The following is a 22,673-nucleotide window of genomic DNA, read 5'->3' as shown; positions in this document are numbered from 1 at the left end:
GGACGTGCGCCCCGAGCGAATATACGATCAGGCAAAACGACGGAAAGGAAACGATCATGGGTCTTCTGAAAGCGGGCGCGGGCGCCCTGGGCGGCGTACTTGCCGATTCTTGGCGCGACTATTTCTACTGCGATGCGCTCAATGCCGACACGCTGGTGGTCAAGGGCATGAAGCGCACCTCCGACAAGGGCCGCTCTTCGAATACCAAGGGCGAGAGCAACATCATCTCCGACGGCTCGATCATCGCTGTGGCCGACGGCCAGTACATGATCATCGTCGAACAGGGCGCAATCGTCGACGCATGCGGCGAGCCTGGCGAATTCGTGTTCGACAACTCTTCCGAGCCGAGCCTGTTCTTCGGCGACGACAAGATCACCGATCGCATCAAGACGGCCTTCGAGCGCGTGGGCGGCCGTTTTACCTTCGGCGGCGACACGGGCAAAGACCAGCGCGTGTATTACTTCAACAAGAAAGAGATCATCGGCAACAAGTACGGCACGGCAACGCCGGTTCCCTTCCGCGTCGTCGATGCGAACATCGGCCTTGACGTGGACATTTCGGTGCGCTGCAACGGCGAGTACTCCTACAAGATCACCGACCCTCTGCTGTTCTACAAGAACGTGTGCGGCAACGTGGAGGAGCCCTACACGCGCGACAAGATCGACTCGCAGCTGAAAAGCGAGCTTCTGACGGCGCTGCAACCCGCCTTCGCGAAGATTTCCGCCATGGGCGTGCGCTACTCCGCCGTGCCCGCGCACACCACCGAGCTCGCCGACGCCCTCAACGAGGTGCTTTCCGAGAAGTGGGCCGACCTGCGCGGCATCGAGGTGGCTTCCTTCGGCGTGAACACGATCGCCGCGTCCGAAGAGGACGAGCGGATGATCAAGGACCTGCAGAAGGCCGCGGTCATGCGCGACCCAGCTATGGCTGCTGCGAACATCGCCGCTGCTCAGTCCGACGCGATGCGCACGGCTGCCGCGAACGAGTCGGGCGCCATGGCGGGCTTCATGGGCATGGGCATGGCGAACATGGCCGGCGGCATGAACGCCGGCAGCCTCTTCAACCAGCAGGGCGGTGGCGGCACGCCGCAAAGCCAGTACAACGTTGCCGCAGGTGGCGGCTTTGCTACCGGCAACGGCGGCGGTAACGGCAACGGCGAGGGCGGCTGGACCTGCTCGTGCGGCGCGCAGAATACCGGCAAGTTCTGCAGCAACTGCGGCTCTCCCAAGCCCGCGCCCGCCGGCAGCTGGACCTGCTCTTGCGGGGCCGAGAACACGGGCAAGTTCTGCAGCAACTGTGGGTCGAAGAAGCCCGAAGCCGACACGTGGACGTGCTCGTGCGGCGCGCAGAACACGGGCGCTTTCTGTGGCAACTGCGGGTCGAAGCGCCCGTAGGGCCAGCAGGAACCGAAACCGATTGTTCGTCGGCGAGGAGTTTTTCCCACTGACGAACGCAAAAAAGGGCAGCCCATCGTCTTCTACGCGATTGGGCTGCCCTTTATGCTTTTCGTGGCGCCGAAGAACAGAGCGGCTTGCGAACGAGCCGATTTACTCGGTTGCCTTCTGCATGTTTTCCCACGAGCTTTTCGTGAGCACCGAGACTTGCTGCGTGCGCACCACGCCCGTGACAGGATTGGTCGCCTCCTCGAGGCGCACGAGCTCGAAGCCGAGCTTGTCCTTCGCGCGGGCGGATGTCGCATTTTCCACGAAGTTGCAGACCCAGATTGCGGAAAGCCCGCGCTCGCCGAATCCGTAGCGCAGCATCGCGCCCGCCACTTCGGGAGCGATGCCAAACCCCCAAAAGGGAGCAGCCAGCCAGATTCCCATTTCCCGATCGTTGTCTTCGATCGAGCAGTTGGCGTGGTCGGGCTTGACGAACCTGATACTGCCGATGGGGTTCAATGGGGCCGAAGCCACCTTCTTGCGCTCACGCAAGAACGCACGGCCCGAAAACCCGCGCGCCATGTCGCCGAAGTCGGCTGCGCCCTCGATGCGCGCGATGGCGGCGGCATCGAATTCCTCGGGGCGCTTCATGCAGATGGCAAAGGTGTCGGGCACGCAGTACACAGCGTGGAGTGTTTCGCGGGCATGCTCGATGCTCACGTACGGCGCCCAATTGGCGGGAGGCCCCACCCGCGGGTCGCTTGCCCAGCGGAAGAGCGTCGGCGCGTCGGCATCGCGCCAGGGGCGCAGGATGAACCGTTTCGTTTCGAGCATGGGAACCTCCTTGCCGGTGAGGGATTCGAGCAGACGCGACGCCCGAAGTCGGGGGAGCGGCTTCGCGGTTCGAGATGACCTCTGTACAAAAACGACGATAAAATGTGCAGAAATCGTCTACTAACAGATTATCAGCATTTTTGCCCAAGGATAATCCCCACTATCGTCCTATTTGAGGAATAACTCGTTTAATATTTGATAGATTCCTACTTATTTTTTGCAATCTATCGTCACTCTTGTACAGGCAGGGAACGTGCGCCGAAAGTCAGCGTCACCGACAGCTTCGAGCCAAGCAAGACAAGGGTCGGGCGATCCGTCTCGCTCCCGAGCGCTGCTAATCGGCGGAAAGACTCCCGGACCTTTCTCAAACCTGATGGGAAAAGTCCGCGAACTTTCTCGTTCCTACGCGGTCACTTTGACGCTATGTTCTAATTCCAGGGATTCGGAAACAGATATGGCAAAAGCTACAAATTCGAATTGAGACGGTGTACCATTTGCGATATACGCCACGGGCGATGGGCCCACGGCTGGAAATCCAAGAAGGGGGATTCAACATGTCCAAATACGCTGGAACCCAAACTGAGAAAAACCTACAGGCTGCGTTCGCTGGCGAGTCGCAGGCGACCAATAAATACACGTACTTCGCGTCGGTCGCGAAGGGCGAAGGCTACGAGCAGATCGCCGAAATCTTCCGCAAGACTTCGGCGAACGAGCAATATCACGCCAAGATGTGGTTCCGCGAGCTCGAAGGCATTGGCAACACGGCGGAAAACCTTGCCGCTGCTGCCGATGGCGAGAACTTCGAGTGGACCGACATGTACGACGAGTTCGCCAAGACGGCTGAAGAAGAGGGCTTCCCCGAGCTCGCCGAAAAGTTCCGTCAGGTTGGTGCCATCGAGAAGCACCACGAAGAGCGTTACCGCGCGCTGCTGCACAACGTTGAAACCGCCGCTGTGTTTGAAAAGAGCGAGGTCAAGGTGTGGGAATGCCGTAATTGCGGCCACATCGTCGTAGGCACGAAGGCTCCGGATGTGTGCCCCGTCTGCAACCATCCGCAGGCATACTTCGAAATTTCGGCTGAAAACTTCTAAGCCCTCGAACTGAAAAGGCCGCAAGGAGGGATCCGCCATTTGCCCAGATCGTCGGTTTTCTCGACAAGGACGCAGCCCCGCGCCAGGCAGTCGAGCGCCGTCGCGGGGCCTTCTTCTCGAAAGCCGGGACGTCGTGGACAAAATAATGGCGATATGTGAGTCTCCGAGCGCTAACGAGACCGCCCGCTCGCGCTTCCGTCGGCATCTGCCCAGGTCAGTTTTTTCGAAAGCAAGTTAGCCTATCGATACTCCTCACATATCGGACTATTTCTGTCCACGAGAGGCAGAAATCGGGAAAGAACGCATCGAGACGCCACCTTCGGGAGCACACGCCCTCTGAGGCAGAGGCGGCCTCACTAGGTGAGACAGGGGTCGGGTGGGCGAGGCAGGGTCAGGTGATTCGTCCCACGGGGGGTGGGGCGAAGGGTCAGGTGATTTACCTCGCTCCCAGCAAGCCCCTGCCGCAAACGTCGCTAATCGGTCGGGAGCGGCGTCGTCTCCGTGCGCTTCCCGAGGCGGACCTGCGCGATGCAGACTCCGGCAAGGATGATCGCCACGCCAAGCCATTCAACAGCGGAAATCGGCTCCCCGAGCACAAGCATGGCGAGGAGAAGCCCCGCCGGCAGCTCGGCCGACGTCATGATGGTCGACATGCCGGGCGTCAAGTGCGGCGTCCCCAAGCCGAACAGCAGAACCGGCAGTGTCATGCCGAACAGCCCGCACACGAACGCATACGGAGCGAAACCGTCGAGCAGCGCGCCCGAAACGATGAAGTCGGGGCACACCATATGCGACGCGATGACCACGCCCGCGCACACGATCATCCCGCGCTGCTCGTTCGAGCAGGGAGCCTTCACCCTCCCTGAAAACGTCACGAAACACGCGCAGCTGATGGCCGCGCCAAAGCCGCACACAAGCCCCAGCGAATCGTAGCCCGCGATGCCCGTTTTGTAGACGCCGCTCGCGAGCACGGTTCCAGCGACGACAACCGCAGCTGCGATGACCTGGGAGAGCACAGGCGGCTTGCGCGTCAAGACGATCTGGAGCACCGTGCCGATCCAGGTGAACTGGAACAAAAGCGTGAGCGCCACCGAAACGGGCAGAACGCTCATCGCATAGCAATAGAATATCGAGGTGCAGCAGGTGATGCATCCCAGCCCCATAAGCGAAAGTGCCGAACGGGCACCGACGCGCTGCCAGCGTTTTCCGCGCGCCATCGACACCGCGAAGGCTATTGCGAACAGGATGAGGCCGAACCATCCTTGACCTGCGACGACTTGATTCGAAGTGAACCCCGCGGCGTAAGAAAGCTTGTAGGAAGTCGCCATGAAACCATAGCTTGCGCCGCCGAGAAACACCTCGAGCGTCGCGATCGCGCGCACTTTGGTCGCTTCGCTTGGGGTCGCCTTGCACGAGGCGGCCTCGTTTGGGGCAGTCACGTTCGCCACCGGCATCGCCGGGGAAATCGCGGCAGGCATATCGTTCGTTTTCACTGTGAGCTCCTCTTGCACATCGGCGCCCGAGGAGCGAGAAGAAAAACCACGCAACCGAGCGTTCGGCTACGTGGCGAAAAGTGACGCGCTGCCAAGGCAAAGGAGAAGACGGCTTCCCGTCGCCGTTCCTTCGAGAAAGAAGCCTTCTTGACGCACACGCCCAAAAAGTCCACGTTGGGTTTTAGCGAAAGAGATGATACCAGGTTGCGAGCACAAATGCGAACGGAGGTTAACAGGCGGGGGCGGGGAGCCGAGAAGCGGGCGGAAGCCAAGCAGCGGGGACCGAGAGAAGGGGCAGGGGCCTCGCGGGCGGAAAGTAAGGCGGGAAGCGATCGGACGCCTTGCAGGCGGCGAGCGCAAGACGGGTCGAAGCGGAAGCCGCGCTCGATTTTCGGGAATCTCACGGGCGCCAAGCAAATGGAGCAGCCCCGCCGCAACGCCGCCTGGGAGACAGCCGCCGCCCGACATGTGCGCGCGCAGCGGCCAACTTAGGTGTACCATTGCCCCAGCAAGTTCGATGCAGGGGTGCCCATCGCGCGAAAAACGCGCAATCGGCTGAGAGGGCGCAAGCCTAACCCTTTGAACCTGTCAGTTAGTGCTGGCGTAGGGAGCATCTCAGGTTCTATCTGGGGCGCCCGCTTATGCTGGCGTCCCATTTTTATGCCATGCTCCGCAGACGGAGCGGGTCCTTGAAAGGAATGCGCATGATTGAGATGAACCAGTTGCAAAGCGGAATCGTGGAAGCTGCGAGCAAGGTGCGCGCGAGCAATCCCATGGCGGGGTCGATCACCAACAGCGTGACCATCGACTTCGTGGCGAACGCGCAGCTCGCCGTCGGCGGCTCGGCTGCCATGGTGTACCTGCCTGACGAGGGCGAATGCCTTGTCGCCGCGGGCGGTGCCGTCTACATCAACATGGGAACGCTGCTTCCCGTGTACGAGGAGACGCTTCCCCGCACTGCCGCAGCAGCGCACGCAGCGGGCAAGCCCTGGGTGCTCGATCCGGTCGGCATCGGCATCGGCAGCCTGCGTACCAAGCTTTTGCGCGGATTCAAGCCCTACAAGCCCGCCATCGTGCGCGGCAACGCCTCCGAGATCATCGCGCTTGCAGGCCTTTGGGACCTGGAAGGCGACGCGAGCGAGCTTTCCCGTGCCCGCGGCGTCGACACCACCGACACGGTGGCAGCCGCGCGCGACGCAGCCGTGGCCCTTGCGCGCTACACGGGCGGCGCGGTGGCCGTCTCGGGCGAGTCCGACCTGGTCACCGATGGGTCGACCGTGGCATATTCCACAGGAGGCAGCGCGCTTATGGGCAAGGTGACGGGCTTCGGATGTTCCCTCGGAGGCGTGGCCGCGGTCTACGCCGCGCAGGCCGACCCCTTCACCGCGACGCTTGCCGCCGTCGCGCACTACAACGTCGCGGGAACGCGCGCGGCAGCTACGGCGGACGCGCCCGCGAGCTTCAAGGTCGCATTCATCGACGAGCTCTACCGCGCAACGCCCGACGATATCGCGAACAACCCGCTGCGCATCGAGGAGGCCTAGCATGAACACGCTCATCGCCGTGGCAATCGCACCCTTCGGCGTGGGAGACGAGCTGTCCTCCGAGGTCGCCGAGGTCGTAAAGGTCATCCGGGAGTCGGGCCTTCCGAACAGGACCTATTCCATGTTCACCGAGATCGAGGGTGAATGGGACGAGGTCATGCGCGTTGTGCGCGACGCAACGTTCGTGCTTGCCGAGAAGGGCATTCGCACCGAGGTCATCTTGAAGGCAGACGTGCGCCCCGGCTTCTCCCGCATGATGGACGAGAAGGTGGCGCGCGTGAATGCCCTTCTTGACGGCGAGGGCAACAAGGGTGCGCAGGATGCAGACAACCCGAACGGCGAAGGCAGCAAGACCAACGGGAGCAACCCTAACGGCAGCGACGATCCAAGCGACAAGTTCGCAGCCAACGAAAACAAGGAGGTTCGCGCATGAGCATGAGAGATGCGCTCGATATTTCGTCCTACCTGGTCATTGGCCCAGAGAACACGTGCGGCCGTCCCGTGGGCGATGTGATTTCGGCGGCGCTTGCGGCCGGGTTCACCTGCGTGCAGGTGCGCTCGAAGGTGTGCTCGGCGCGCGAGCTCATGGCCTGCACCGACGAGGCAGCACGCGCCATCGAGCGCGCGGGCGCGAGCGAGAAAGTCGCGCTGCTCATCGATGACAGGCTCGACGTGGCATTCGCCGCGCGGGAGACGGGCGTAAAGGTCGACGGCGTGCACGTCGGACAGTCCGACGTTCCCGTTGAAGCGTGCCGCAAGCTCCTCGGCCCCGATGCGGTCGTGGGTCTCTCCGCACGCGCGGACGAGATGCTTGAGTACGTGAAGACCGCGGACATGAGCCTTGTGGACTACCTGGGCGTTGGTCCTTTGCACGAAACGCCCACCAAGCGCGACTGCGGACTCGCAGCCGATGGCACCATCATCACGAAAAGCATTGATGACCTGCGTGAACTCGCCATCGCAAGCCCCGTCCCCATCGTGGTCGGCGGGGGAGTGAAGGTGGCAGACATCCCCCTCGTGGCGCAAACGGGCGTCGACGGCTTCTTCGTCGTGTCCGCCGTCTGCGGCGCGAGCGATCCAGAGGCGGCGGCGCGCGAGCTGGTGTGCGCATGGCGGGAAGCGAAGGCGAGCTGAGTCAGCCGCAAAGCGCCCGCAAGGGTATAATGGGCGAAGCCGATATACTGTCGGTTTCTAATCAGCAGCAACGCGCAACGCAGCGCACGAAAGGGGCACGCGATGACTTACATGGTTCGCATCAAGGAATTCCATGGCACGGATGCGGTGTACACCTACACGTTCGACAACCTCAACGATGCCCTCGCACGCGTGTCCCGCTTCCTCACGCCCGGAAACCTCTTCGACGAGCGCGTCGAGGTCGATCCGACCGGCTTCAAGGAGACCATCCGCATTGAGACCATCCAGGTGTGGCTCGGTGAGGCCAATGAGGAAGGCACCGAAATCGCGAAGGAACTGGGCTACTGGAAGTTCAAGTCCAAACTTGGGGAATAGCATTTGAAACCCGCAAGCTTCCGAATACCGCCCGCGAACTTGAAGCTCGCGGGCGGCATGCTTTATATCGCAAGCACGACTTGAGTTGCATGCGATAATGGAAGGCCAGACGGGGAATGCAGGCACGGGGGATAATCATGGGAAGTAAGAAACGATCGGCGCGGGCACGCGAAGTGGCCGATTTCAAATCGCAGCTCGAAAACGGCCTTGGGGGATTGGACGGCCTATTCGCAAACGAGAAGCGGCGCGAGCAAAAGCGAGAAGCCGATCATGATGCAGCGATGCGCTGGAAGTCATGCGAGAAGAAAAATCGCTACGCAACCAGGGACGAAGCCGAAGAAGCGCGCAAATGGTGCGAGGATCGCGGGACGCGCGGCCTTGAAATCTATCGCTGCGAATACTGCGGCGGGTGGCACCTGACGTCGCACCCCTTCGAATAGCGAGGAGGAGCCCCCCTAGCGCTCCGACAAGACGAGGCCCGTCACAGTAAGCGCCACACCGAGCACGATTTGCCAGGTGAGAGGCTCGGCGAGCACGATAACGGACGCGACCACTGTCACCACGGGAGTAAGGTAAAGGTAAGCGCTCACGCTCACGACGCCGACAATCGACGCCGCCTTGTTCCACATGACATAGCAGGTGGCGGATGCGACCAGCCCCAAAAACAGCAGATTGCCCAGCATGACAGGATCGAGAAGTCCCGCAAGACCCGCGCCCTCGGCTCCCTGGCCAAAGCCCATCACCGGCAAAAACGGCAGCATGAACACAAGGCCCCACGCAAACGTGCGCTTTGTCGTGGCAACCGTCGAGAGGCCCAGCTTCGCAATGCGCTTGCCGATAGTGGAATAGACTGCCCAGGCCAGCGCCGCAAGCACGGCGAGCAGGCAACCCGCAAGCCCCGCGTCACCTGCGGCAGCGCCCGTGAAGCTGATGAGCGCGATGCCCGATATCGCCATCACGAAGCCCGCGAAAAACTTCACGCCGACGCGCTCCTCACGCGTGACAAACGTGGCAATGAGCGCGATGAACAGGGGTGCGATGGCGACGATCACACCGACGTTCGAGGCGCTCGTCATGGTGAGCGCGATGTTCTCCATAAAGAAGTACAACGTCACGCCCGTTGCACCCGCCAGCGCGAACAGCGCCTCGACGCGCGCGCCCATGAAGGGAGTTATGCGGTGATGGATGACGCACAGCGCGAGAAAGCCCAGCGAGAATCGCAAAAAGAGGATTTCTATCGGAGTCACGACGGTGAGCAGCACCTTTGTCGACACGAACGTAATGCCCCAGACGAACACGGTGAGGAAGGCGAGGGTATGGCCTTTGGCGCGGCCTCGCGCGTTTAGGGAGAGTATCGCTTCTTGCATAGTTTTCGAAAGGGTCCTTACCAATCGTGAATCGTTTGTCTGCGGCATTATAGCAAGCCAGGCGCAGCGCAAACACGATGCAGCGACAGTCGGCGAGGCGGAGTCGGGCACAATCCTTTCGCCCCCCTCCGCCAATAACGCACCACGGGCGATGGCGAGCCCTGCAACCTCAACGCCGCCGCAGGACAAACCGACGCACGGCCGCTGCCTCTCCACCACAAAGATAGCTGGGCAGTCGCTTTCCCCAAGGTAACCCCCATTGTTTCCGACAATTGAATTATCCCAAACCCGTCGCTTTATAAGCGGAAATGAAATATGATGAAAGGTGCGACCGTTATTCATATCGGTTTTCAGGATATCGCGGGAAGGGGCATTGATGCCAACTGGATTCGAACTGATCAAGCAGCAAGTCGAGACGAAGAAGCTCGGGGAAGAGCTCCCTATCGTGGGATGGTTCCATTTCCCCTTGGCAGACCCTGTCGCCGACGATTTCTACGCTGAAACCGTCAACACGGCAACCGCTGGACATTGGGACCTCATCAAGATTATGACCTGCGGAAACTATATGCCCGTCGCATATGGCGCCGACTATGAGTTCTCCACGAACCCGCAGAAGTGGGACGGCGTCTTCCATTCGCACCCCATCACCTCGGCCGAGGACGCCGGCAAGCTCGGAGCACTCGGCGCGACGAACGACACGCTCGCGCAAAACGATGGCGGCGCGCTCATCTTCGGGCCTGGCTGCACGCTTCCGCTCGATGTCGACCGATCGCTGTTCTCGCTCATCTACGAGGTGGTTCACGAGGCAGGACTGCGCTAACCCTTCCCATCGCGCCAAGGACAAGCCCACACAAGCGAGCAGCAAGAAGGAAACAGCCGTCATGAACGAAAGAACCTACAAAGCTTATGTGCAGATTCTCGAAGACGAGCTCATCGTCGCGACAGGCTGCACGGAGCCTATCGCCATCGCCTTTGCGTCGGCGAAGGCGGCACAGGTGCTCGGCAGCGAGCCCGAGCGCATATCCATTTCCGTCAGCGGGAACATTATCAAGAACGTCCATAGCGTCACCGTTCCGAACACGGGCGGCCAGCATGGCGTGAAGACCGCGGTTGCGGCCGGTATCGCCGCGGGCGACGCCGACAAGGGGCTCGACGTGCTCTCGGGGCTCAACGACGACGGACGCGCCTACATGGCCCGTTATCTGGAAGAACACGAAATCCGAGTCGAATTTGCCGACACGAGCGAGCCTTTCTACATCGACGTGCGCGTGTTTGGCGACAACGGCGGGTCGGCGCGCGTCGTCATGGCGAAAAACCACACGAACGTGGTTCTCGTCGAACGCGACGGCGAGATTCTCCAGGACACGCGCACCGAAGACCCAAGCGATGGGGAAAACGCGCTGACCGAGCTCCTCAACGTTGCCGACATCCTCGAATTCGCCGACACTGTTGATTTGGCCGACGTGGAAGAGATGCTCAGCCGCCAGGCTGATTACAACTACGCTATCTCGTGCGAGGGGCTCAAAAACGACTGGGGCGGGCGCGTCGGCAAGCTTTACGCGTCCGACGCCTACCCCGACGACCTGCTCACGCAGGCAAAGGCCGCAGCAGCAGCCGGCAGCGACGCGCGCATGGGTGGATGCCCCATGCCGGTCGTCATCGTATCGGGCAGCGGCAACCAGGGCATCACAGCCTCGGTCCCCATCGTGGTGTATGCCCGCGCGCTCGACATCCCACGCGAGAAGATGCTTCGCGCGCTCGCCGTGTCCGACCTTATCAGCATCTATCAGAAATCGGGAATCGGATGCCTGTCCGCGTTCTGCGGAGCCGTGAGCGCAGGCACCGGCGCAGCATGCGGCATCGCATATCTCCTCGGTGGACGCATGGAGGAAATCAAGCACACGATCGTCAATTCACTCGGAACGGTGTCGGGCATGGTCTGCGACGGCGCGAAGCCTTCCTGCGCCGCCAAGATCGCAATGGCCATCGAGTCGGGCGTGTTCGGGTATCGCCTGTTCAAGAATGGAAACGAGTTCTACGCGGGCGATGGAATCGTCACCATGGGCGTCGACGAGACCATCCGCAACGTGAGCCGCATGGCCCGCGAGGGCATGAGGGAGACCGATCGCGAGATCTTGCGCATCATGATCGACTCCGAATAGCCGATTAATAGTTCGAGGCCGCCTGGGCTTGCAGGTTGCGGAAAGCGATTCGCAACCTGCAAGCCCAGGCGGCCCCAGCTGCAACAAAAATCCAGGCTACGCGAAATGCTGACTTTGTCCTGTCAATCAACCGCCAGGATTCCCCTTCTGCATTTTACAATTCGTGATAATCGAGATTATGTAAACTATCGTCAATCAAGACAATAGTCCCTTTGATGGGTTAATTGCAATCTCAAATGCACGTATTTGCGCAGGTGACGCGGAGTAATGCAGTTAGTGTTGGAATCGATGCCTTTTCGTGCTGTTTTCATCATGCGTTTAGTATTGGAATCGATGCATGGCATTTCTCGCTTGTGTGCGGGATATGAAGATGCGCATGCCCAGATAGACCCCTCATTTTGCGATTCCGAGACTAAATGCACGCCGTGAGCGCGGGGCCGTTGCTCGTTTTTGCCTCGGTATGCGGTTTTCGATGGCATTCGGGCCGTTTTCTCTTCGGGTTTCCTGCTCTTCCGTTTCTTAAAGCTCGATCAGCCCCGGCTTCATCATGACTTCTTCGGCGGGCACGAGCCCTATGCTCAGGCCGTCCAGAAGCTCGGCCGGCACGACCTGGGAGGCCAGCTGCAGCGGCGACGCGCCGCCGAACTGCGGACGCCCGTACGAGTTCACGTGCGAGCACACCACCGACAGCTTCGCCGGGGTCAGCTTGGCGAACGACGAGCCCTTGGGGATTACCTTGCGCAGCTCGACGTGGTTCTTCTCGCAGCCGCCTTTCTGGCCCGACTTCATCGGATCGCAGTAGTACACGCGGCAGCGCGAGCCCCTCGACGTGCAGCTTTTCTCGATGGCGCCGTAGTCCAAGAACTCCGACCCCCTGTCGGTGAGAATGACGCCGAACAGCCTCTTGAATTCCCTGAGGCCGATCAGCCTCTCGACCATGTCGAGCGCCTTGCCTACCTCCTCCTGGTTGTGTTTCGGCAGGAACAGCATGAGCTGGAACCCGAATCGCCTGAACAGCAGGGTTAGGATTGCCCGGGCCTCGCCGCGCCTTCCTACCATGCAATCCATTTCGACGGCGTCCATCCTTTTGTCATCCGGAAGGGCCTCGAAGTCCTTGTATGCGCGCCCCTCCAGGTCATGCCTGGGAACCGGGGTCTCGTCGGCGCGTCTCCTCCTTGGCTTGAATCGCACTTTCTTTGGCAAGTCCAGCCCGATGATGTCGCCGAACACCCCCATCTCGACGTAGCGGTAGAACGTGCTCAGGGACACGGGCAGCTCGCCGGCGCGGGTGGCCCAGATGACCTCGGGGCTCTGCCCCTTCTTGATGAGCGGCCCGACGATCGACCGCATCGCCTCGAGCTCCTCGGGCGTGACGTCGATGCCTTCCCTCGACTCGACTTTCCGCTTTTGCGCGTGCTCGTGGGCCATCCTGCCGTCGTAGAACCGGTATTCGTAGCCGCACCCCATCCCATAGCGCCTGTTGCAGCCGTTGCACGCGAACGGCGGCTTCGCGAGCCACGGGCACTGGTCCGGAAGGAAATCCGGGCAGACCTTGTTGCACATCGACGTCCGGCACGTCGGGCACGGCATCAGGCAGCCCTTGCCGCACACGTCCCTCTTCGAGCACGCCTCTCGCCTCAGGCATATGTTGCGCGTCTCGACGGACAGGAAGCTCGGGCTCGACGACACCCCGTTGCGCTTTATCTCGCGGGCCACGGTCGACGGCGCGACGCCCAGCCCCCTGGCGATTTCCGGCAGCGGCCGGCAGTCCTTGAGCTGCTGCTCGATCGCCATGCGGTCCCCCTGGGTGAGCTGCCCGTTCTTGCTTCTCGGCATTCTCTCCACCTCCCCTCGCCCGAATGCCGCTGGAACGATGGTATCCGATGGGATTCGGGAGGCGAACCGCTTCTTTCCGAGACTAAATGCACAGAACGAGCATTTCAGATAAGAATTAAGGTAGCCCTTTCAATGGGTTAATTTCAATCTCAAATGCACGTATTTGCGCAGGTGACGCGGAGTAATGCGGTTAGTGTTGGAATCGCTGCCTTTTCGTGCTGTTTTCATCATGCGTTTAGCATTGGAATCGATGCATGGCATTTCTCGCTTGTGTGCGGGATATGAGCGGCTTGGCGGTACATCAAGGGTTGCAAAGTCTGCAATAATGTCAAATGAGACGGCGAAAGGAATTTTTCTTCATGTTGCCAATAGCCAGCTTGAATCTTCTGAGTATCCGTCTGCATGATTGCTTTAATCATTGGGCGCAGCCAACGGCTAAATCGGCTAAAGTTGCTAGCGATATCTATCATAATCACCAGCAACCCCAACCTTGCTGAGCTTTATCCTTGATGAAGAGCAGCCATACTAGCGCGCGAAAGAATATGCCTTGGACGGTCTGCTAATCGCCAGCATCACATTCGCTGGAGGAGATGAGAGCATAACATCTTTTGGAAGCGTCCCATTCTCCTACGATTCCAATCATCCATTCAGGCTCTTCGACCATAAGTGACTTGTCGGTTTCACAATAATAGATGCGCTCGTTGTATCGTCGGACTAAACGGGCAATGCACTCACGTATACTGCTTGAGCTAAATTCGCCCATTTCTTCGATATTTGTTCCAACAAACGATTCGATGCTTTGAACGCCAACACGGCTGTCTAACCCCTCGGATTCAAAAAGGCCGGTGGCAAACTGAACCTTTTCGTATGGCACAAGCATGACTGGCCTGTAGCCTTCCCGGATGTTCTCCTGCGCCCGAGCTACCAGCTTTTGCATCGGCGACACCGTTACATGGAATGCCGTACTGCCTAGTTGGAAGTCCCCCTGACGATTCGTCTGCTGATCTGCGGCGTTGGCCTTGTCGCGACCGATATCCAGATTCGGAAAACGCAGCTCCAGCTTTGCGCCCACGAGATGCTGTGCCACAATTCCGGTTGGTTGATCAGGACGAGTATATGCTGCACACAAGATATCTGCAACGATAGCTGAAACGGGCTTACTTGGGTCTATATCTATCTTCATGCGCTGCTTAGCGAAGTAGTCTATTTGGATGCACCGCACGAAATAGTTCTGTAGCCCCTTGGCCACCATGATGCGGTCTTTCTCCATCAGCCCTTCAGCAAACAGTCCATTAAGAATGCCCGCCAGCTCCTGCGCCGCAGGAAGTGATCCTCGGGACGTTCTTCCACCTTCAGACGTGAATTCCTGCTCCACGCCGTTATCTTTCAAGATACGCGACACCATAGATCCGCTCAACCCGCGAACCTGGCTATCGTTTTCGGATTTTACAATCTTATCCGTTAAGGGAAAGCTGTTCTTTAGAAGCTCCGCCACAGCAAGCCCAACACACATAATATTTGTGTTGACATTACCCTTCTTGCTACGCTTTCCTTCATACCAATCCACAGCTGCGTTGAGAGCCAAGTCGACAACATCATTTTTATCATTATTGGTCACGGAATCAGCCCCTCTTCAATGCTGGCAATACGGCTTGCTCCATGATCCACGTCACCGCTGGAACCGCAACGGCATCGCCAAAAGCATACTGAATCTGCGACTCTTTAAAACCCTTCAGGTTAAAGTTGTTTGCGCCTTGCAATCGTGCGTATTCCAGCCCGGTCATCCAGCGCATACGTACTTTCCCCTTGCCGATAAACACGACAGCCTGCTTGGAGGAACCGCCCCGGGCGGTACGCAGGCAGCCGGAAATATCGTCTTCGCGCATCTCCCAGACAGGCTTTCCCGCTCTAGTACGACGATATGCCGTCCGAGCAACCATTTCATTCGCATTCCTCAGATGCTCAAATCGCTCTCGCTGAATACCGCTCAGAGAATCGATGAATGCCCCACATCGCTTCTCGTCCCACCACCGAAGATCGGAATCAGCTAGCTTTTCGGTGATGTCCGTAAAACCACTCGAAAGAAGTGCCGGTGCCTTCTCGACTGGCGTGACGTGTGTCTTTAATTCGGGATCAGCATGAATCCAAGCAACCCGATCAGGACGTATAGAGGTGTCAATCTCACCGCCACTGATAGGATCCTTAACGCCGACAATGAACAAACGCGGGCGCGACTGCGGAACCCACCTTCGAGCATTTAGTTCAAATGCGTCAACTGAATATCCAAGTCGATTGAACTCCATAACAACAGTGCGAAAATCACTGCCTTCGTGAGATGATGAAAGTCCGCAAACATTTTCAAGAACCACTGCACGGGGAGAGCGATTTCCCATGTGCTCGATAACATCAACAAATCCGAAAAAAGCCCTTGATTCTGGCCCATCAGCAAGACCACCGCGCTTGCCTGCAAGCGAGAGATCAGTGCAGGGACTCGATGCCCAAGCGACATCGGCTTCAGGGACCGTATCAGCATCTACGTCGAACACATCGCCGAAAGCCAGGTCATCTTCGCCCCACTGAGCAGCATATAATCTACGTTTAATCTCGTCGATGTCATTGGCCCACACGGTTTTTATCCCAGCAGCGCTCATTCCAGCACGAGCTAGTCCAATACCAGAAAAAAACTCAAGAGCCCGAATTTGTCCGCTTTGCTTAGCCATGAAAACCCTAATATCGCCTTAAACCTAACGCAGACATGATAGCCGATAAAGCGCCTTTTGACGAATACGTTTCTTATCAACAGACTCATCAACCGCTTTTCATGTTGTCACCCAAAGAGCACACCAAACATAATCCTTGAAACCCGAATAACACTCAGCAGGACTCGGCGATGCAACGAAATAGCTCTCTGCCAACTAATAGTATCCAAAGTTGTGATGAGCCTTACCTGTATTCACTCACCAACCAATCTCGTCGGGCCAGTCTCCAGGAATTTGCAAGGATAGAGAAGCGCTTTCAGATTGCTTGAAGCTGCAACCTGGGGTTTCTTTTCGATAGGAAGCTGTCAACCCGTAACCGACTCCCAATCCGAGGCCCTATCCGTGGGGTACCTATGTTTTCGTGCCAAAATCTCGTGCCAACGGTGTACTTTTTACGAGAAGAGACAAGGTGCCTATTGGATACCAAGCAGAACAGAAAGAAGTGAATCAGAAGCGGAAGGAAGCTGACCCAATTTACCCCTCACCGGGCAATCTCGACATCCTAGCCAACGTCGGCAATCGCAGTCGAGGCCGCTACCCCCCTCCCCGAGCTGCATCGCAGAACTTAACGCCATCGCTGAAAATATCCGTCACAAAGGTACCTCGTTGGGCGCCGCGCCGCGCCGCGCCGCCCCACCCCTTCCTCATAATCCGAGTGGAAAGAGAAGCTCAACCCTTCTCATTGGAAATAGCTTTGGGCGAGACGCCTAACGTCTTCGGTGAAGCCTTCAAGATCTCGGGGAGCGATAACGCCGTCCCGCGCCAAAAGGGCGATCTCACGATGCATCGTGCTGCGGCTCATCCTTTCGATCAACACGCCCGAGCGCCTCTTGTCCTCGCTTACGCGCTTCTCCAGCGCCCAAAACTTCTCGGATGCGAGGCCCTCGCCGCCGAGCATCTCCATATACTCGCCGATAAGCTTCTCCATGTAGCTTTCCTGCCACCTGGGAAGCCTCTCGCGGAACAGCTTCCAATCGCTCTCCGACACGTCCCCCATGCTTCCCTCCGTTCCCGTTGCGCCGATTTAAGCATCATATCGAATGCCGGATGGATACCGCAAGCACCTCTTAAACGAAGAAGGGGACGTTAAAAACTAGAGCATCCCGCCCACATTTCTTCGCGACCTAATCGCAGAATACACTATCCCCTATCGTCATTCTTGCAGCCAAGCGCGAGCAATGTCATTCGCTTTACGAAGCAATGATCCCATTATTCGCACGCAAAAATCTACATAAGGCTAAGCCGATTTGCGAAACAGGCTTTGAAGCGAGCTTTGCGTCGTCCATCGTCATCGCCCCCCTGAAAGGGTCCACGTCGCAGCTGCGATTGTCGTTGCGGCAAGGCCGTCAAAAACCAGGTAGAACCAGATGCATACCACGCTGCTGTCCCGCTGGTCTGAAAATGGTATGCGCGGACGCACGTTAACCTCCTTTTTACTTGCTCGCAATATTGCCTGCCTAGACTCCCACCTATCGAAGCGGCGAAATCCGGAGTCGTCGTCTTCCCTTGGTTTGAAAACGAGCGAGGCAGGACAAGCGCATGAATTGCAACGACTACCCGATGTACGGTTTCGCGGATAAGGCGGAAGTCCTCGACGCAGCGCGGAAGTACTGGAATCCCGACAAGACCGATTTCTGGGTCAACGAGGGGATCCCTCTCGTCATCGGAAAACGCGAGGGATACGTGTTCGAGGACATCGACGGAAAATCCTTCATCGACATGCACCTGAACGGCGGCACGTTCAATCTGGGGCATCGCAACCCCGAGATCGTCGATACGCTGAAAGACGCTCTCGACCGAGTCGACGTCGGAAACCACCATTTCGCAACCTCAGGGCGCGCCGCCCTGGCGAAAGCCCTCATCGAAACCGTCCCGGGAAACACCATGGACAAGGTGGTGTTCGGCTCCTGCGGAGGCGAGGCGGTCGACGTCGCCATCAAAAGCGCCCGTTTCGCCACGGGACGCAAGAAGATAGTCTCCATCATCAAGGCCTATCACGGGCATACCGGCCTGTCCATCGCAACTGGCGACGACCGCTTCCTGAAGATGTTCAACTGCAGCCGCCCCGATGAGTTCGCGCACGTCCCCTTCAACGACATCGACGCCATGGAGCGCGCCCTTTCAGGTGACGACGTGGCCGCAGTCATCATGGAAACCATACCGGCGACCTACGGCTTCCCCATGCCGGCGCCCAGCTACCTCGACCAGGTCAAGGCGCTGTGCGAAAAGCACGGCGCGCTCTACATCGCCGACGAAGTGCAGACTGGACTCGGGCGAACGGTTGACTTCTGGTGCTTCGAGCATCACGGGATCACCCCCGACATCGTGGTGATGTCGAAAGGGCTCTCCGGCGGCATCTACCCAATTTCCGCGACCATCTTAAACAAGCGCACCGCAAAATGGCTCTACGAGGACGGGTTCGCGCACATGGCCACCTTCGGCGGGTCCGACCTGGGATGCGCCGTCGCCCTTAAAACCATCGAGATTACCCGCCGGGCTGAGACGGTTGAACACGTCAAGGCGCTCGACGCGCTCTACTCCAAGCGATTCGCCGAGCTGCTCGAGAAGCACCCGTCGCTAATCGAAGTCCGCCACGACGGCACCATCGCGGGACTGAAATTCCAAGGAGAAGACGAGCCCGCCGTGAGGTTCTGCAAGCTCCTGTACGACCGCGGCGTATGGGCAATCTTCTCGACCCTCGACAAAACCGTCCTGCAGTTCAAATCGGGACTCCTTCTCCCCTTCGACCAGGCGAACTTCGTCCTCGACGCCATCGACGACGCCCTGAACGTCCTCGATGGGGAAATCGAGAAGGACGCCGGCGCCGATTGGACTCATGAGATGAAGCTGGCGGGGTGATCGCGATGACGCAATTAAACGAAAGCCATGCAAACCCCGACCTTTCTTGGGCGGGCTACACGCGAGAGGCGCTTTCCCACTGGGGCTTGGAGGATGCCGCGGTGAGGCAGCTCTCCCTTTCCGAAAACGCAACGTACCTGGTCGAATCTTCGACAGACTCGAATGGAGAACCGGATCCCCAGCGGTTCGTCCTGAGGCTGCATCGGCCAGGTTACCGCGAAAAGAAGTTGATCGAAAGCGAGCTCGCCTGGATAGATGCGCTCGCCGACGAGGGAGCAGTTCGTGTTGCGAGGGCATATCCAACCTTCCAAGGCGACAAGCTCTGCTCGTTCACCAACCCAGACGGCGCCGAGCAATATGCCGTGCTCTTCGAGTTTCTCGATGGGAAGGAACCTTCCGAAAGCGGCCTCGCCTCCTCGATGGAAAGGATCGGTCGCGTGGCGGTGTCCCTGCACGCGAGTTCCCTCTCGTGGCGCCGTCCCGAATGGTTCGAGCGAATCGTGTGGGACGAGGATCGCATCGTTGGCTCGGAATCCGACTTCGGAGACTGGCGGGACACCCCCGAGGTAACGCCGGAGCTCAAGGAGATACTCGAAGCCGCCGAGACAAAGATGCTTCGCGAGATGGCGGAATACGGAAAAACGGCCGACAACTTCGGGCTCGTCCATACCGACCTCCGCTCGTCCAACCTCCTCATAGGGGAAGACGGCACGGTCAAAGTCATCGATTTCGACGACTGCGAGAAAGGGTGGTTCCTCTTCGACATGGCGTGCTCGTTCTCCTTCGAAGAGTCGTCTCCCGATATCGAAGCCATGGTTCTCGCTTACCTGCGCGGCTATCGGTCAGCGGGAGGAGTCGTTCCCGACAGCGAGCTCGCTTACCTTCCGGCGATGCTCATCGCGCGCCGGCTCATACTGGTCGCTTGGGTCGAGAAGCGCAAGGAGACCATTTGGGCGGGACTGATTCGAGACCGCTATGTCGCCGAATCGCGGGAAATCGCGCTTGCCTTCCTGCATGACGAGTACCTCCCGCGCGTCCTCGAAATGGCTCGCGAGGCGAGTTCCCTTTCCAACGTGGCTTAAAGGAGGTACCTGATGCCGGGCTGGGCGACAAGGAAAACCGCCGAGGAAATCCGCCGTTTGGTGCGGCTCGGCAAAGCACGTGAAGGGGGCCAGCTCCCCTCAGAGCGAGACTTGGCGAACGCTTTGCAGGTTTCCCGAGCAACTGTGCGCGCAGCGCTTCGAATCCTTCGCGACGAAGGCGAGCTAGAGACGCGCAGCGGACGCAGCAGCGGGACCTTCGTGAGCAAGTCTAACCCCTATTGGTGTCTCTATTCGCGGACAGAGGACGCAGCCGCACGTCCCGCAGTCCCGCATCCAATGGGAATTCCCCAGGGAGTGGACGAGTCCATCGCGCTCGGGGGATGCGAGACCGAGAGTGTGGTACTCGAAGCGCGGCGCGTCAGGGCGGACGACGACATCGCCCGATGCCTTGCGCTTCCCGAAAACTCGGATGTCCTGCAACTTCGCCGCTTGCGGAAAGCAGACGGCGAAGACATCGTCCTCGAGTGCGCGTATCTCCCCTGTGAGAAATTCGAGGGGATTTTGGAGAAGGACCTCACCCAATCGCTGTACGGGCTGATGAAAGGCGAGTTCGGCGTGAAGATCAAACGGATCTCAGAGGTGCTCGAGGTGGTGCTCGCCTCAGGGGCCGACGCTGAAGCTCTTGGAGTCATCGACGGCGCGCCCCTCATGAAGTCCGTGTCGACGGCGTTCGACCAAAGCGGCGCGCCGATTGAACACTCCCGCGACCTGTATCGCGCGGACCGAATCAAATTCATCGTCGAGAACGATTTCGAATAGAAACCTGTCATCACATTACGAAAGGAGCGTTGGCATCATGGAAACCCAATCTTCCCCTCAAATCAAAAGGACGCTGGGCGTCTTTTCCATCGTCTTGATGGTTGTCGCGGCAACCGCGCCGTTGACCGTAGTCGCCGGCACGCAGCCGCTGGTCATGACCTACACGGAGAATAACAGCATCCCCGTCTACTACCTTGCGACGGGAGCGATTCTTCTTCTTTTCTCGGTCGGCTTCACCAAGATGAGCGGGCATGTGCCGAATGCGGGTGCTTTCTACTCCTACATTCAGGCGGGGCTCGGGAAAACAATGGGGCTCGGCGCGGCGACGATGGCGTTGCTCTCCTACGTGCTGATCTGCATCGCAGTACTGGCCTATCTCGGTTACGCAACGGCAAACACGATAGCGCTGTTCGCCCCGGCGATTGAGGTGCCGTGGTGGGTATGCGCGATTGCATGGTGGGCGGCAATCGCGTTTCTCGGCTACCGCAACATCGATCTCAGTTCGAAGGTTCTCGGCGTATTTCTGGTCCTCGAGGTGCTGTCGGTCACCATTCTGGACGTCGCCATCATTGGAACGGGAGGAAACGAAGGGCTCAGCCTCGTTCCTTTCTCCCCGAGCAATTTCCTCAGCGGCGTTCCTGGGCTGGGGCTGATGTGGGCGTTCTTTGGCTTCATCGGGTTCGAGGCAACTGCCGTCTTCCGCAACGAGGCGAAAGATCCCGAGAAGACGATTCCCCGCGCAACCTACATCGCGGTTGCCTTCATCGCGCTTTTCTACGGGTTCAGCGGATGGTGCCTAGTCATGGGCGCCGGGGCGGACAGCGCGCTCGCCTTCGCCCAAAAAACTCAGGATGCCTACGCGCTTGAGCTGGCCGCGCTCTATGTGGGCCAATGGCTCTACGACGTCTTCCAGTGCCTGCTTGTAACGAGCCTGTTCGCCTGTGCGCTTGCGCTTCATAACGTTGCGAGCCGCTACACCTTCACGCTCTCGAGGGTGAAGGTCCTCCCCGCTTGCCTGGGTGAGGTTCATAAGACGCATTTCGCCCCGTCCAACGCCTCGATGTCCATTAGCATCGTGTCGTTCGCCCTGCTCGCAATCGTGACGATTGTCGGCCTTGACCCGCTGACGGTATACGCATGGTTTGCAAACACGGCAACGCTCGGCCTGCTTGTCTTACAGATGCTCACCTCCGTATCGGTGGCCGCGTTCTTCCGCCGCGTTGTGCACGGAGCCAGCATTTGGCGCACGTTGGTCGCACCGGTTGTCGCCGCAGCCTGCCTCGCTTTCGTCGCCTCTGTTGTGCTCTCAAACTTCGCCGATCTGACGGGGGACATGACGTCGGCGCTGGTGATGGGGTCACTCATCCCTCTGTCCTACCTTGTCGGAATGGCGATCGCTGGGCGTATGAAGAAGAACCGCCCGTCCGATTTCAGCAATCTCGCCATTCTGGTTTCCGGCCAATCCGCTGCATAACGGGAACTCGATAGCAGGTTCAAGGAACTGGTACGTAAATGGTCTGAACTTGAAACACTTGGGAAACATCGCGTAGCCATGTGCTAATCTCCTTGCCAACGAAGGAGTCGACTCCAAAACAAGTTGGTAATCAGATGATAGGAGACGCGATGTTTGCCAGCCTTCTTTCTCGCAGCACGCGAGCATATTATCAGGAAACACTTCAAGAAGATCAGAAGCGCGAGGCTCGGCCTTGCAAGAAAGCGCATTCGACGAGCTTTCCTTACAAGACGAATTTGCTGATGAGACGCACTGAGCGCGCAGCTTCGAACTAATTAGCTTGCGAAGATACTGTCCAGACAATAGCCGCCGAGCATACCCGGCGGCTATTTTTAGATCGCGTGCCGAATGTTGGTGTAAGGGGCCGCTTCCCTGTCCGTAGAAAGCAGGAAGCGGTTATCGCCTAGAATCTTAATTGCTGAAGTTAGGATTCGTGGAAAGGCAATAACCGCATATGGATAA

Annotated in this window: 20 protein-coding genes, 1 pseudogene and 1 riboswitch; of the genes and pseudogenes, 14 read left to right on the top strand and 7 right to left on the bottom strand. The window is 58.8% G+C overall.

Annotation, left to right across the window (positions count from 1 at the left end; translation table 11 throughout):
* Positions 1–56: 56 nt before the first annotated feature.
* Entirely contained in the window at positions 57–1,394 is a 1,338-nt protein-coding gene (locus F8C90_RS08065) for an SPFH domain-containing protein (protein ID WP_158050007.1), read from the top strand.
* Positions 1,395–1,547: 153 nt separating this feature from the next.
* Here the strand turns inward: F8C90_RS08065 and F8C90_RS08060 are convergent, their stop codons facing one another.
* Positions 1,548–2,216 carry a GNAT family N-acetyltransferase gene (locus F8C90_RS08060; RefSeq protein ID WP_158050006.1) on the bottom strand — a complete coding sequence of 223 codons (669 nt, stop codon included), beginning with the start codon at positions 2,214–2,216 and terminating at the stop codon, positions 1,548–1,550.
* Positions 2,217–2,770: 554 nt separating this feature from the next.
* On the opposite strand from F8C90_RS08060, the gene rbr reads away from it, so the two are divergent.
* Positions 2,771–3,307: a rubrerythrin gene (gene rbr / locus F8C90_RS08055; protein ID WP_158050005.1), complete on the top strand. Its 537-nt coding sequence runs from the start codon at positions 2,771–2,773 to the stop codon at positions 3,305–3,307.
* Positions 3,308–3,780: 473 nt separating this feature from the next.
* Here rbr and F8C90_RS08050 read toward each other — a convergent pair whose 3' ends face one another.
* Positions 3,781–4,800 (bottom strand): EamA family transporter, encoded by a 1,020-nt coding sequence (locus F8C90_RS08050; RefSeq protein WP_246155861.1) that lies wholly within the window; start codon positions 4,798–4,800, stop codon positions 3,781–3,783.
* A gap of 511 nt (positions 4,801–5,311) precedes the next feature.
* Positions 5,312–5,427, top strand: a riboswitch (TPP riboswitch).
* Positions 5,428–5,504: 77 nt separating this feature from the next.
* Here F8C90_RS08050 and thiM point away from each other — a divergent pair.
* The 5 genes from thiM (at position 5,505) to F8C90_RS08025 (ending at position 8,293) form a co-directional block, all read left to right on the top strand.
* Positions 5,505–6,344 carry a hydroxyethylthiazole kinase gene (gene thiM / locus F8C90_RS08045; RefSeq protein WP_158050004.1) on the top strand — a complete coding sequence of 280 codons (840 nt, stop codon included), beginning with the start codon at positions 5,505–5,507 and terminating at the stop codon, positions 6,342–6,344.
* Position 6,345: 1 nt separating this feature from the next.
* Positions 6,346–6,777, top strand: a complete 432-nt coding sequence (locus F8C90_RS08040; protein ID WP_158050003.1) for a thiamine-binding protein — start codon at positions 6,346–6,348, stop codon at positions 6,775–6,777.
* A complete protein-coding gene (locus tag F8C90_RS08035; RefSeq protein ID WP_158050002.1) occupies positions 6,774–7,478 on the top strand; it encodes a thiamine phosphate synthase in 705 nt (234 codons plus the stop codon). Before F8C90_RS08040 ends, F8C90_RS08035 begins: the two co-directional genes overlap by 4 nt.
* Positions 7,479–7,580: 102 nt before the next feature.
* Positions 7,581–7,853: a hypothetical protein gene (locus F8C90_RS08030; RefSeq protein ID WP_158050001.1), complete on the top strand. Its 273-nt coding sequence runs from the start codon at positions 7,581–7,583 to the stop codon at positions 7,851–7,853.
* A gap of 137 nt (positions 7,854–7,990) precedes the next feature.
* Positions 7,991–8,293, top strand: coding sequence for a hypothetical protein (locus tag F8C90_RS08025; RefSeq protein WP_158050000.1), 303 nt, complete (start codon positions 7,991–7,993; stop codon positions 8,291–8,293).
* 15 nt (positions 8,294–8,308) lie between these two features.
* Here the strand turns inward: F8C90_RS08025 and F8C90_RS08020 are convergent, their stop codons facing one another.
* On the bottom strand, positions 8,309–9,220 hold the full coding sequence (locus tag F8C90_RS08020) for a DMT family transporter (RefSeq protein WP_158049999.1): 912 nt from the start codon (positions 9,218–9,220) through the stop codon (positions 8,309–8,311).
* Positions 9,221–9,596: 376 nt separating this feature from the next.
* On the opposite strand from F8C90_RS08020, the gene F8C90_RS08015 reads away from it, so the two are divergent.
* Both F8C90_RS08015 and F8C90_RS08010 read left to right on the top strand, forming a co-directional pair.
* Positions 9,597–10,040 carry a hypothetical protein gene (locus tag F8C90_RS08015; RefSeq protein ID WP_158049998.1) on the top strand — a complete coding sequence of 148 codons (444 nt, stop codon included), beginning with the start codon at positions 9,597–9,599 and terminating at the stop codon, positions 10,038–10,040.
* A 61-nt stretch (positions 10,041–10,101) separates the two neighbouring features.
* Positions 10,102–11,382: an L-cysteine desulfidase family protein gene (locus tag F8C90_RS08010; RefSeq protein ID WP_158049997.1), complete on the top strand. Its 1,281-nt coding sequence runs from the start codon at positions 10,102–10,104 to the stop codon at positions 11,380–11,382.
* A gap of 519 nt (positions 11,383–11,901) precedes the next feature.
* On the opposite strand, the gene F8C90_RS08005 is transcribed toward F8C90_RS08010, so the two are convergent.
* From F8C90_RS08005 to F8C90_RS07985, 4 genes are all read right to left on the bottom strand, one after another.
* A complete protein-coding gene (locus F8C90_RS08005) occupies positions 11,902–13,218 on the bottom strand; it encodes an IS30 family transposase (protein ID WP_158049996.1) in 1,317 nt (438 codons plus the stop codon).
* 559 nt (positions 13,219–13,777) lie between these two features.
* On the bottom strand, positions 13,778–14,836 hold the full coding sequence (locus tag F8C90_RS07995) for a DUF4928 family protein (protein ID WP_158049994.1): 1,059 nt from the start codon (positions 14,834–14,836) through the stop codon (positions 13,778–13,780).
* A 4-nt stretch (positions 14,837–14,840) separates the two neighbouring features.
* Complete coding sequence (locus tag F8C90_RS07990; protein ID WP_158049993.1) at positions 14,841–15,938, bottom strand: DNA cytosine methyltransferase; 1,098 nt, start codon at positions 15,936–15,938, stop codon at positions 14,841–14,843.
* A gap of 718 nt (positions 15,939–16,656) precedes the next feature.
* Positions 16,657–16,974 carry a multidrug transporter gene (locus tag F8C90_RS07985; RefSeq protein ID WP_158049992.1) on the bottom strand — a complete coding sequence of 106 codons (318 nt, stop codon included), beginning with the start codon at positions 16,972–16,974 and terminating at the stop codon, positions 16,657–16,659.
* 542 nt (positions 16,975–17,516) lie between these two features.
* Between F8C90_RS07985 and F8C90_RS07980 the strand changes: the two genes are divergently transcribed.
* The 5 genes and pseudogenes from F8C90_RS07980 (at position 17,517) to F8C90_RS07965 (ending at position 22,172) form a co-directional block, all read left to right on the top strand.
* Entirely contained in the window at positions 17,517–18,836 is a 1,320-nt protein-coding gene (locus F8C90_RS07980) for a class-III pyridoxal-phosphate-dependent aminotransferase (RefSeq protein ID WP_158049991.1), read from the top strand.
* Between the two features lie 5 nt (positions 18,837–18,841).
* Positions 18,842–19,918 (top strand): phosphotransferase enzyme family protein, encoded by a 1,077-nt coding sequence (locus F8C90_RS07975; RefSeq protein WP_158049990.1) that lies wholly within the window; start codon positions 18,842–18,844, stop codon positions 19,916–19,918.
* A gap of 12 nt (positions 19,919–19,930) precedes the next feature.
* Positions 19,931–20,113, top strand: a pseudogene (locus F8C90_RS11425) (GntR family transcriptional regulator); the annotation flags it as partial.
* 102 nt (positions 20,114–20,215) lie between these two features.
* The gene (locus tag F8C90_RS11250; protein WP_246155860.1) at positions 20,216–20,698 is read left to right on the top strand and encodes a GntR family transcriptional regulator; all 483 of its coding nucleotides are present in this window, start codon (positions 20,216–20,218) and stop codon (positions 20,696–20,698) included.
* Positions 20,699–20,735: 37 nt separating this feature from the next.
* Complete coding sequence (locus tag F8C90_RS07965; protein ID WP_158049988.1) at positions 20,736–22,172, top strand: APC family permease; 1,437 nt, start codon at positions 20,736–20,738, stop codon at positions 22,170–22,172.
* Positions 22,173–22,673 lie beyond the last annotated feature (501 nt).

The organism is Ellagibacter isourolithinifaciens, from assembly GCF_008831035.1.
Taxonomy (GTDB): domain Bacteria; phylum Actinomycetota; class Coriobacteriia; order Coriobacteriales; family Eggerthellaceae; genus Ellagibacter; species Ellagibacter isourolithinifaciens.
The sequence above is the reverse complement of the archived record's forward strand: the minus strand, read 5'-3'. Positions and strand labels throughout refer to the sequence as shown.

Bases quoted from the DNA above. Each gene is read 5' to 3' on its own strand.
- F8C90_RS07975 (WP_158049990.1), top strand. From the start codon at position 18,842: ATGACGCAATTAAACGAAAGCCATGCAAACCCCGACCTTTCTTGGGCG.
- F8C90_RS08025 (WP_158050000.1), top strand. From the start codon at position 7,991: ATGGGAAGTAAGAAACGATCGGCGCGGGCACGCGAAGTGGCCGATTTC.
- F8C90_RS07990 (WP_158049993.1), bottom strand. From the start codon at position 15,938: ATGGCTAAGCAAAGCGGACAAATTCGGGCTCTTGAGTTTTTTTCTGGT.
- F8C90_RS08010 (WP_158049997.1), top strand. From the start codon at position 10,102: ATGAACGAAAGAACCTACAAAGCTTATGTGCAGATTCTCGAAGACGAG.
- F8C90_RS08015 (WP_158049998.1), top strand. From the start codon at position 9,597: ATGCCAACTGGATTCGAACTGATCAAGCAGCAAGTCGAGACGAAGAAG.
- rbr (WP_158050005.1), top strand. From the start codon at position 2,771: ATGTCCAAATACGCTGGAACCCAAACTGAGAAAAACCTACAGGCTGCG.
- F8C90_RS07965 (WP_158049988.1), top strand. From the start codon at position 20,736: ATGGAAACCCAATCTTCCCCTCAAATCAAAAGGACGCTGGGCGTCTTT.
- F8C90_RS08065 (WP_158050007.1), top strand. From the start codon at position 57: ATGGGTCTTCTGAAAGCGGGCGCGGGCGCCCTGGGCGGCGTACTTGCC.
- F8C90_RS11250 (WP_246155860.1), top strand. From the start codon at position 20,216: ATGGGAATTCCCCAGGGAGTGGACGAGTCCATCGCGCTCGGGGGATGC.
- F8C90_RS08030 (WP_158050001.1), top strand. From the start codon at position 7,581: ATGACTTACATGGTTCGCATCAAGGAATTCCATGGCACGGATGCGGTG.
- F8C90_RS08020 (WP_158049999.1), bottom strand. From the start codon at position 9,220: ATGCAAGAAGCGATACTCTCCCTAAACGCGCGAGGCCGCGCCAAAGGC.
- F8C90_RS08060 (WP_158050006.1), bottom strand. From the start codon at position 2,216: ATGCTCGAAACGAAACGGTTCATCCTGCGCCCCTGGCGCGATGCCGAC.
- F8C90_RS07985 (WP_158049992.1), bottom strand. From the start codon at position 16,974: ATGGGGGACGTGTCGGAGAGCGATTGGAAGCTGTTCCGCGAGAGGCTT.
- F8C90_RS07980 (WP_158049991.1), top strand. From the start codon at position 17,517: ATGAATTGCAACGACTACCCGATGTACGGTTTCGCGGATAAGGCGGAA.
- F8C90_RS08035 (WP_158050002.1), top strand. From the start codon at position 6,774: ATGAGCATGAGAGATGCGCTCGATATTTCGTCCTACCTGGTCATTGGC.
- F8C90_RS08040 (WP_158050003.1), top strand. From the start codon at position 6,346: ATGAACACGCTCATCGCCGTGGCAATCGCACCCTTCGGCGTGGGAGAC.
- thiM (WP_158050004.1), top strand. From the start codon at position 5,505: ATGATTGAGATGAACCAGTTGCAAAGCGGAATCGTGGAAGCTGCGAGC.
- F8C90_RS08005 (WP_158049996.1), bottom strand. From the start codon at position 13,218: ATGCCGAGAAGCAAGAACGGGCAGCTCACCCAGGGGGACCGCATGGCG.